The 7,973-nt window shown below is 55.9% G+C and carries 8 protein-coding genes; 5 read left to right on the top strand and 3 right to left on the bottom strand.

What is annotated here, in order from left to right; genetic code table 11:
• From Q0239_RS04460 to Q0239_RS04450, 3 genes are all read left to right on the top strand, one after another.
• Window positions 1-425: hypothetical protein (locus Q0239_RS04460; protein ID WP_298599043.1), on the top strand; the 425-nt coding region annotated here is incomplete at its 5' end.
• A 45-nt stretch (window positions 426-470) separates the two neighbouring features.
• The gene (locus Q0239_RS04455) at window positions 471-1,415 is read left to right on the top strand and encodes a hypothetical protein (RefSeq protein WP_298599040.1); all 945 of its coding nucleotides are present in this window, start codon (window positions 471-473) and stop codon (window positions 1,413-1,415) included.
• 1,263 nt (window positions 1,416-2,678) lie between these two features.
• A complete protein-coding gene (locus Q0239_RS04450; protein ID WP_298599037.1) occupies window positions 2,679-3,299 on the top strand; it encodes a hypothetical protein in 621 nt (206 codons plus the stop codon).
• On the opposite strand, the gene Q0239_RS04445 is transcribed toward Q0239_RS04450, so the two are convergent.
• Entirely contained in the window at window positions 3,296-4,618 is a 1,323-nt protein-coding gene (locus Q0239_RS04445; RefSeq protein ID WP_298599035.1) for a serine hydrolase, read from the bottom strand. The two genes, Q0239_RS04450 and Q0239_RS04445, sit on opposite strands and share 4 nt — an antisense overlap.
• Window positions 4,619-4,660: 42 nt before the next feature.
• Window positions 4,661-5,788 (bottom strand): alanine dehydrogenase, encoded by a 1,128-nt coding sequence (gene ald / locus Q0239_RS04440; RefSeq protein ID WP_298599032.1) that lies wholly within the window; start codon window positions 5,786-5,788, stop codon window positions 4,661-4,663.
• Between the two features lie 133 nt (window positions 5,789-5,921).
• On the opposite strand from ald, the gene Q0239_RS04435 reads away from it, so the two are divergent.
• Window positions 5,922-6,389: an Lrp/AsnC family transcriptional regulator gene (locus tag Q0239_RS04435; protein WP_298599029.1), complete on the top strand. Its 468-nt coding sequence runs from the start codon at window positions 5,922-5,924 to the stop codon at window positions 6,387-6,389.
• A 66-nt stretch (window positions 6,390-6,455) separates the two neighbouring features.
• Window positions 6,456-7,355, top strand: coding sequence for a hypothetical protein (locus tag Q0239_RS04430; protein WP_298599027.1), 900 nt, complete (start codon window positions 6,456-6,458; stop codon window positions 7,353-7,355).
• On the opposite strand, the gene Q0239_RS04425 is transcribed toward Q0239_RS04430, so the two are convergent.
• The coding region (locus Q0239_RS04425; protein WP_298599024.1) for an aminotransferase class III-fold pyridoxal phosphate-dependent enzyme at window positions 7,352-7,973 on the bottom strand (622 nt) is incomplete at its 5' end. The two genes, Q0239_RS04430 and Q0239_RS04425, sit on opposite strands and share 4 nt — an antisense overlap.

Here is a 7,973-nt window from a genome sequence, read left to right as displayed (position 1 = left end):
GATTTCTTCTGATTGAGGACTTCAATACCAAAGGTCTGCTCGGACCAATAGACAAGGAACAGGAGCCGCACGACAGCCTCTACAGCTTCTGGTGGGAAGAGGGGCGATCCAACAAGCGAAAAGGCAGCGGGGGTAGTCACGGTGTTGGAAAGAGTACGCTTTCCGGCGCTTCAGATTCCAATGCTTTCCTTGCGCTAACGCGACGGGCTGACGGAGAGGAACTACTGATTGGCTATTCGATTTTGCCGCCACACAAATATGGTCAAAAAGAGTACCTAGGCTATGCCCGGTTCGGGAAGCGGGTAAAACGGCAAAGCGACGACGCTAATGTGATTTATCCTTTTGTCGACCCCGACGACACAGATTCTCTCTCGCGTTTTCGCAAGCATGCGCAACTTAGAAGAAATCTGGAAAATGGCCTTTAGGTATTTATTCCAGACGTTCGCAATGAAATCACAGAAAATGAATTGATGCACGCCATCATCGAGAATTTCTTTTTCCCGATAATAAAGGAGAATCTCGTAGTTGAGATCAATGATCTGGGAACCGGCACCTCTCAGGTTATCCAGAAGGCTAACATCCTCTCGCTTGTTGACGCTAACCGCTACGCGGACGATCTGCGGGCGACAATAGAGGTCTCACTTGAAGCGACGAGGTTGGCGAGCAAGGACGAGTTTTTTTATCCTCGGCCAGATTTTGAGTTTACAAATGACGCGGGCCTGACTTCTGATTCATTCAGCGATGCGAACCTGAAGAAAATGCAGGAAGCCTATGCGGCAGGTGAGGTCGTTTCAGCTCGCCTTGCAATTCCGATACTGCTCGCAAACGGCAAGAAGGTTGTCGGTTACGCCGACCTGTTTGCAAAGGGCAGCGGAAGTGAAATCAAACCAATCTACAAGGCATTCCGTGGCAACATCCTTATCGAAAAAGAGAAGTGCCGGGCATCCCAGCCTTATGACGTCTTGATTCTGGATATATTCAACGATGACGATGGCAATGAGCTGTCCGAGTATATGAAATATGCCGAAGATCCGGGTCATACCGAATGGAAAAACTCGACTTTGAGGCGCGCACCTGGCACTTATGCGCCCTCAGAGTCTTGGCAGCGGCATGCAGTTCAACGCTTCGGAAGCTCGTTTATAGCGCTGTTGTCGGGTACCGAGAACCAGGAACAGCTCGTCGGCTTTGCGGACGATATCTTCTTTGTCGAAAAGGAGGTTGTTCCGGAAACGCCGGGAGCAAAAAGTGGTGGACGGGGAACAAAATCGGGCACTGACAGTCCGTTACCACCAGATATCCCGCCCCCTGCGCCTCACTGCATCTACGATGAAAAATCCTTGACTATTCCTATACGGTTCGTCGCGCGCCAAGGGAGTTCTCTTGATTCCCTCGACCGATTGATCGTAGGCAGCTGAAATGAGCTTAGGCGCTGCGGCGTCCCAGCATTGATGGGAAACACGAAGGCCTGCTGGCCGTCCCTTCTTCAGCAGGAAATCATAGCTCGTGAACCCGCTTCGCTTTGCATCAAAATAGATCGTGCGGGAGTCCTTGGGGCGCGCATCGGCGCTATTCGGATTGCGCTTAAGAATCAGGTCAGGTGCGGCCTGCTTTACAAGCTGAGCGTAGCCGGTGAAGAAGTCCATGACGGCTTGAACCGGTACTGGCTCGTAAGGGCTTGCGGCGCGCTCGATAGCCATCTCGACCAGCTCGCGATCATCGCCCGTCACTTTTGCAAGCAGGCTTTCGTAAGGCAGGACGGCATCAAATCCGACGGCGAGCTTGGAGCCGGAGAGGTAGATGGACGGTGCGACCAAGAGCGTCGCAACGAAAGAGGCAGCTCCAGCGGCAAGGTGCGCATCGCGGCTCACGGCGTAGCGTGCCGGTTGGTCGGGTGTGAAGCCGGCGTCGATCTTGTTCTCAACCAGCAGCATCGCAACGCAGGATGACTGCGACCAGTAGTACACCACTAAATCGGCTGTCCCGTTTGCGTTTGCGTGCCGGACCTGTCTTGCGACCGTGACCTTATCAACTGAGAATGCGGATGCTTGGGGCACGGAGGTCTGAAGAAACAGGCACGCAGCACTGCCATCAGACAGGATCAGCCGTTCTATCATTGCATCGACAGACGCTTCCGTAACGGAAGGCTTCATGAAGCGCCTGCATATAACATGTTTAGTTCCCTTAGTTCATTCGGCATGGGTCACATTAAACGGCTTAGCAATCGACAGCAATCAGGTGATCGCTGATCGAGCCTCAACGACCGAAACTTTGTCGGGATCAGACGGGCAGCATCTATTGCACCGAGTCACTCTTGGCGGCCTGCGCGAGTCATTCTGAACGGAATCGCAAAAAATATCGAATGCTGAATTCTTTGGGTAGTTGTGTGAAAGTAGGCAGTTCGAATCACAAAAGCTTGTCGAAAGATCAGCGCGAAAAATCTTTTGATTAATCGAACCATAGTTTATTCCAACACACCCTTGGTGTGGGGGTAAATGTTGGGGAACTGAAATTTAGATCAGACAAAAAAGATTGTAATTCAATAATTTAATCTATCAGTTCGGTAAAAGCCCTGCCACCATTTTATACTCACATCTAGAATTCTCGCTGCTATCCAAATGGGTAGCGCAGCGCATAACCTTTTGCGCCAAAGCCCCCTGATTGAGCAAGCAGGAGGGTGTATGCGGTCGAATCAGGTAATGTTTTTTGCGGCGTTGGCTTTGCTGGGACCGCACAGCGCTTTCGCGCAAAATGTCCAATGGGCTTCGAAACAAGCGGATGACGCTGTCGTAACCAGCGCTGCTGTGCATGGCCAACCTGACGGCATCTCCACAGCGGTAGGTTTCTACAATTCGGTTTATGTCCGCGACTTCAAAGCAGGCAAGGTAGGCACGGCACAACTCGAAAAGGCAATGAAGCTGTCTGCAGGCGAGCTCGGCAAATGGGACCTGATCGTGTTTGAAAGCGAAGCGCCCGGTTCGGGTGCTTATTTTGACGGTTCGATGTGGATGGTCCAGGATATGCAGAAGATGGTCTCGACCGTCTACGACAGTCGAACCCGGGCGTCTGTTCCGGGGACGGGCAGCGGATGGAGCTTCAAAACCGGTCGCATGACGATGGCCGAATTCAAGGCAATCTATCCTGGACCACGCGTGATGGCAGATGCCGCATGGCTACTGATCAAATTTCCGTCGGTCGTTGAAAAGACCTCGCCCAACCTCGCGGTCTGGATGGGGGGAGGGCCTATCCCGTCCCCCGACGACAATATGCCGACGCCAGATGCGATTGGTGTGATCCGCTAACGCTTCGGCTGTTCCGCCAGCAGACGTCCCAAGGCCTTATATGCCGGGATCGACGTTGGATCGATCGCGACATTGCCAGCCACAGGATGTGACGCGAAGCGGGCGATCACCATTTCGGCCTTGGGGTCGATATAGATCGCCTGACCGTGGATGCCACGCGCCATATAGGCGCCATGATCATTATGACTGACCCACCATTGGTTGCGATAGGACCAGCCGGGCAAAGTAGGATAGGCTCCATTCTTGGCAAACTCCACCTTGCCGCCACCCTTGGTGATGTCGGCAATGGCCGCTGCGGGCACGACCTGCTTGCCATTCCATTTCCCGCCCTGCCGCATCATTTCCCCAAAGCGGGCCATATCGCGCAGCGAAAGCATCAGCCCGCCGCCTGCAAAGGGCGTTCCCTGCGCGTCGACCACAAGCGCGGCATCCTGCTCCATGCCAAGCTTTGACCAGAAACGCTGTTCAAGTTGTTCGCGAACCGGAGTGCCGGTGGCGCGGGTAATGATCCAGCCGAGCGCGTCGCTGTTGGCGGTGCGATAGGTGAAGCGCTCTCCATGTTCGCCCTGCTTGCCAATGGTGGGCAGGAAAGCGAGGAAGCCGTCAGGGCCATTATAATCGGCCCGTCGCGGCGCAGCGCGACCGGCACGGGCGTGCCTGATGATGTCCGCGTCAGCATTGGTGTAGGTTTCGTCAAATGCGATGCCGGTCGTCATATCCATAACCTGGCGAACGGTTGCGCCTGCGAAGCCGCTATCCGCAAGTTCGGGAACATAATCGGTAACCAGCTTGTCAGGATCGAGTTTGCCCTCTGCAGCGAGGCTGGCTGCGAGCGTGCCGATATAGGATTTGGTGACAGAAAAGGCGATGTGCTGCGAAGCGGGATTGGTCACGCCCATATAGCGTTCGTAAACAATCTTGCCCTTGTGCAGCACGATGATGGCATCGGTGTAGTTGGCAGCCAGGGCCTCCTTCCAGCTCATCGGCTTGTCGCTGCCCAGCGGTGTAAAGGTCAGCGCGTCGATATCATCACGTTCGGCACGGGAAAAAGCATGGGCCGAGGCGTCACCACGATGAAGTGGCAGGGTCGGGAAGAACTGCCGCCAGTTGGAAAAGCTCCAGCGCAACTGCGGGAAGCGGAAATAGCTGCCGTCGTCAAACTTGATCTGCTTGTCCGCAGGCGGAGGTGTGCCCTGAATCCAGCCCAGCCTGGCCGGATCGCTCTCGGCTGCATCCAGCTGCTTGCGATCACTCTGTGCCTGCGCACCTGATGCCGCAACAGCAATCGCCGCGGCCGCAATTATTGCCTTTTTGGCCATGTGGTCCTCCCTCTTTTGTCCTCAAGAGGGAGGATGGCGCAATCATTCAGCCAGTGCAACCTCGGGGTCGACAAACTTCAGGTTAAGGCTTTCGGCTACCGCCTTACTGGTCACTTTGCCCTTGTGAACATTGAGGCCGGCAAGAAGCCCGCGACCGATTTCGCTGTGGGCGTGCAATGCCTCGAGTCCCTTGTCCGCCAGAGCAAGGCCATAGGGCAAGGTGGCGTTGTTGAGAGCAGCGGCGCTGGTCTGCGGCACCGCACCCGGCATGTTGGCGACGCAATAGTGGATGATGCCGTCGACGACATAGGTTGGCTCGGCGTGGGTAGTAGGCTTTGAGGTTTCGAAGCAGCCGCCCTGATCAATTGCTACGTCGACCAGCACCGACCCCGGCTTCATATGCTTCAGCATTTTGCGCGTGACCAGCTTAGGCGCCGCTGCACCCGGTATCAGGACCGCGCCGATAACGGCATCGGCAATGCTGATTTCATGGTCGATAGTGTCGAGCGTCGAATAGCGGGTGCGGACACGACCATGGAACAGTTCGTCAATTTCACGCAGCCGCGGGATCGAACGGTCGACCACGGTCACATCTGCGCCCAACCCGACTGCCATGCGCGCCGCATGGGTGCCAACGACGCCGCCACCGATCACACAAACGCGGCCAGCCGGAACACCGGGAACACCGCCAAGGAGGATGCCGGCGCCACCTTCCGAACGACGCATTGCTTCGCCCGCAGCCTCAATGGCAAGGCGTCCCGCCACTTCGCTCATAGGTGCGAGGAGCGGTAGCGTGCCGCGTGCGTCGGTCACGGTTTCATAGGCGATGGCGGTGCATTTGGACTTGATGAGGCCCTTTGCCTGTTTGGGATCCGGAGCGAGATGCAGATAGGTGAAGAGGATCTGGCCCTCGCGCAGCTGGACCCACTCGCTAGGCTGCGGTTCCTTCACCTTGACCACCATATCGGCCTTGGCGAAGATTTCTTCGGCGGTCTTCACGATCTTCGCGCCAGCTTTCTTATATGCCTCGTCGGTCGCCATGATTCCGGCGCCGGCGCCGGACTGCACCATCACCTGATGACCGCGCGCAACATATTCGCGCACCGCGGACGGCGTCAGGCCGACGCGATATTCATGAACCTTTATTTCGGTGGGAACGCCAACGCGCATAAACTCTCTCCTGCATAAAAGCGGTGTTGTGCCGCTTTTACCACGCAAGGAGTGTATGTGGTGCGCAAAGTCTGGACAGTTTTGTAGAAATTATGCACAAATATGTCTTCATATAGTAAAAGGCGCTCAAAACATGCATATCGACAAGATAGACCGTAAAATCCTCGGCGCGCTTGTCGCCAATGGTCGCGCGACGCAGCAGGATCTAGGGGAAGCGGCAGGCCTTTCGCCCAGTGCGGCGTCAAGACGACAAAAGGCGTTGGAAGATGCGGGGATATTGCGCGGCTATCGTGCCGATGTAAATCTGCGCAGATTGGGTATGGGTGCGACGGTGATGGTGACCATCACACTCGACAGTCAAAGTGAGGAGGCGATGGAGGCGTTTGAAAGTGCGGTGGTTGAGAGCCCTTCGATTCTGCGCTGCCATCTTATGAGCGGACGCAACGACTACCACCTGACCGTTCGTGCTGCTTCGATCGAGGATTACGAACGGGTGCACCGGCAGGAAATTGCGCGACTGCCCAGAGTAGCCCGCATAGAGACGGCCTTTGCCCTGCGCGAAGTCGTCAATCGCACGGTTCCGCCGCGCTTGCTGGGATAATTTACAATATAAAAAGCTTTGCAGGCTAACCCGTGAGGCCTTGGATATTGCTCGAGGCGGGGGCCGATGGAACATCATTTGCAAAAGGCGTGGGCCGATGAAACGGTCGAAAATGCCTATTTCCAACGCATCGAGTCGATGGTGCAGGCCGGCGATCTGGACGCCGCCTCGGCAATTCTTGAGGAAGACCTCGCCAGCCTCGATACACCACTCGGTCAATTATGCCGCGATCTGAGCGAAGACGCGGTCTACATCGCGGGTTGGGAAGAGTTGGGCGATTCCATCGCGCAATATGAAGGTGAGCCGATCACCGCCGTACACATCATGATTTCGAACGAGCCTGATCTGGTGTTCGAAGACAAGAGCGTCACACACCATCCGATGATCGAAGTGATGTTTTACAGCGACGAGCATCTGGCCTTTTCGGAAATGTCGCGAGACGAAATCCTCGCCGCCAGCCTTATAGAGGATGAAAGCTGGTGGGGGCAGGGTGAGGATATGGAGGCCTATCTGGAGATTAACGGCCTCAGCCAGTTGAACACCGCACTGCTGCACCACAAACGCCAATATTATTTCCGTGACCAGATGCACATATTGGATGAAAAGAACGGGCTTGCCGCCGACACAGCGCCATTACTCTACGTCGAATTTCGCCTTGCCTCGATGCTGCGCGCCGTTCGTTACCACCAGGCCGTAAAGGCGCTGGTCGAAGGATTTGGCTTGCGCAAAAATGTGCCGGTGCTTGTCGGCATGCACAATATGAAGCCCGAGATCAGCTCGGTTTATATGGCAAAATCGGCGGCGGTGGTTGAACTGACGAAGACAGCCAAATTGGCCGTGACCATCAAACGCAATATGGAAGAAATCCCCGAGGAATTTTCAGGCAGCAGCTTGCGCCAGCGCGTGCTGATTGATGCCGAGGATGAAAAGCCGGGATTCTTCCGGCGCCTTTTCGGGCGGCGCTAGTCTATCCCCGCCAACAACTCCCCGATCTTCCCAAACATCTCATCAATATGCGATTTGTCGAGGATCAGCGGCGGGCTGAGGGCGATGATATCGCCGGTGGCACGCACCAATAGGCCGTTGTCGAAGCAGGCGTGGAATAACTCGGTGGCGCGCTTTGTCGGCGCTCCCGGGCGGGGTTCGAGTTCGATGCCTGCCACCAGTCCGATGGTGCGGATGTCGATGATGTGCGGTTTGCCACGAAGGCTGTGCGCGGCGTTGGCCCAATAGGTGCCCAGTTCGTCACCTTTGTTGAACAGACCTTCTTGCGCGTAAAGATCGAGCGTCGCCAACCCCGCCGCGCAGGCAACCGGGTGGCCCGAATAAGTATAGCCGTGGAAGAGCTCTATTCCATCTGCTGCATTGTTGACGACATCGTCATGGATTGACCTGCTGACCGCGACAGCCCCCATTGGCACAGCGGCATTGGTCAGGCCTTTGGCCATGGTGATGATATCGGGTGTCACGCCCCAGGTCCCGCTCGCGGTCGCTCCGCCGACGCGGCCATAGGCAGTGATCACTTCGTCGAAGATCAGGATTATGCCATGCTTGGTGCAGATATCGCGCAATCGCTGGAGGTAG

Origin of the sequence: uncultured Sphingorhabdus sp. (genome assembly GCF_937872355.1) — a bacterium.
Lineage (GTDB): Bacteria > Pseudomonadota > Alphaproteobacteria > Sphingomonadales > Sphingomonadaceae > Sphingorhabdus_B.
The sequence above is the reverse complement of the archived record's forward strand: the minus strand, read 5'-3'. Positions and strand labels throughout refer to the sequence as shown.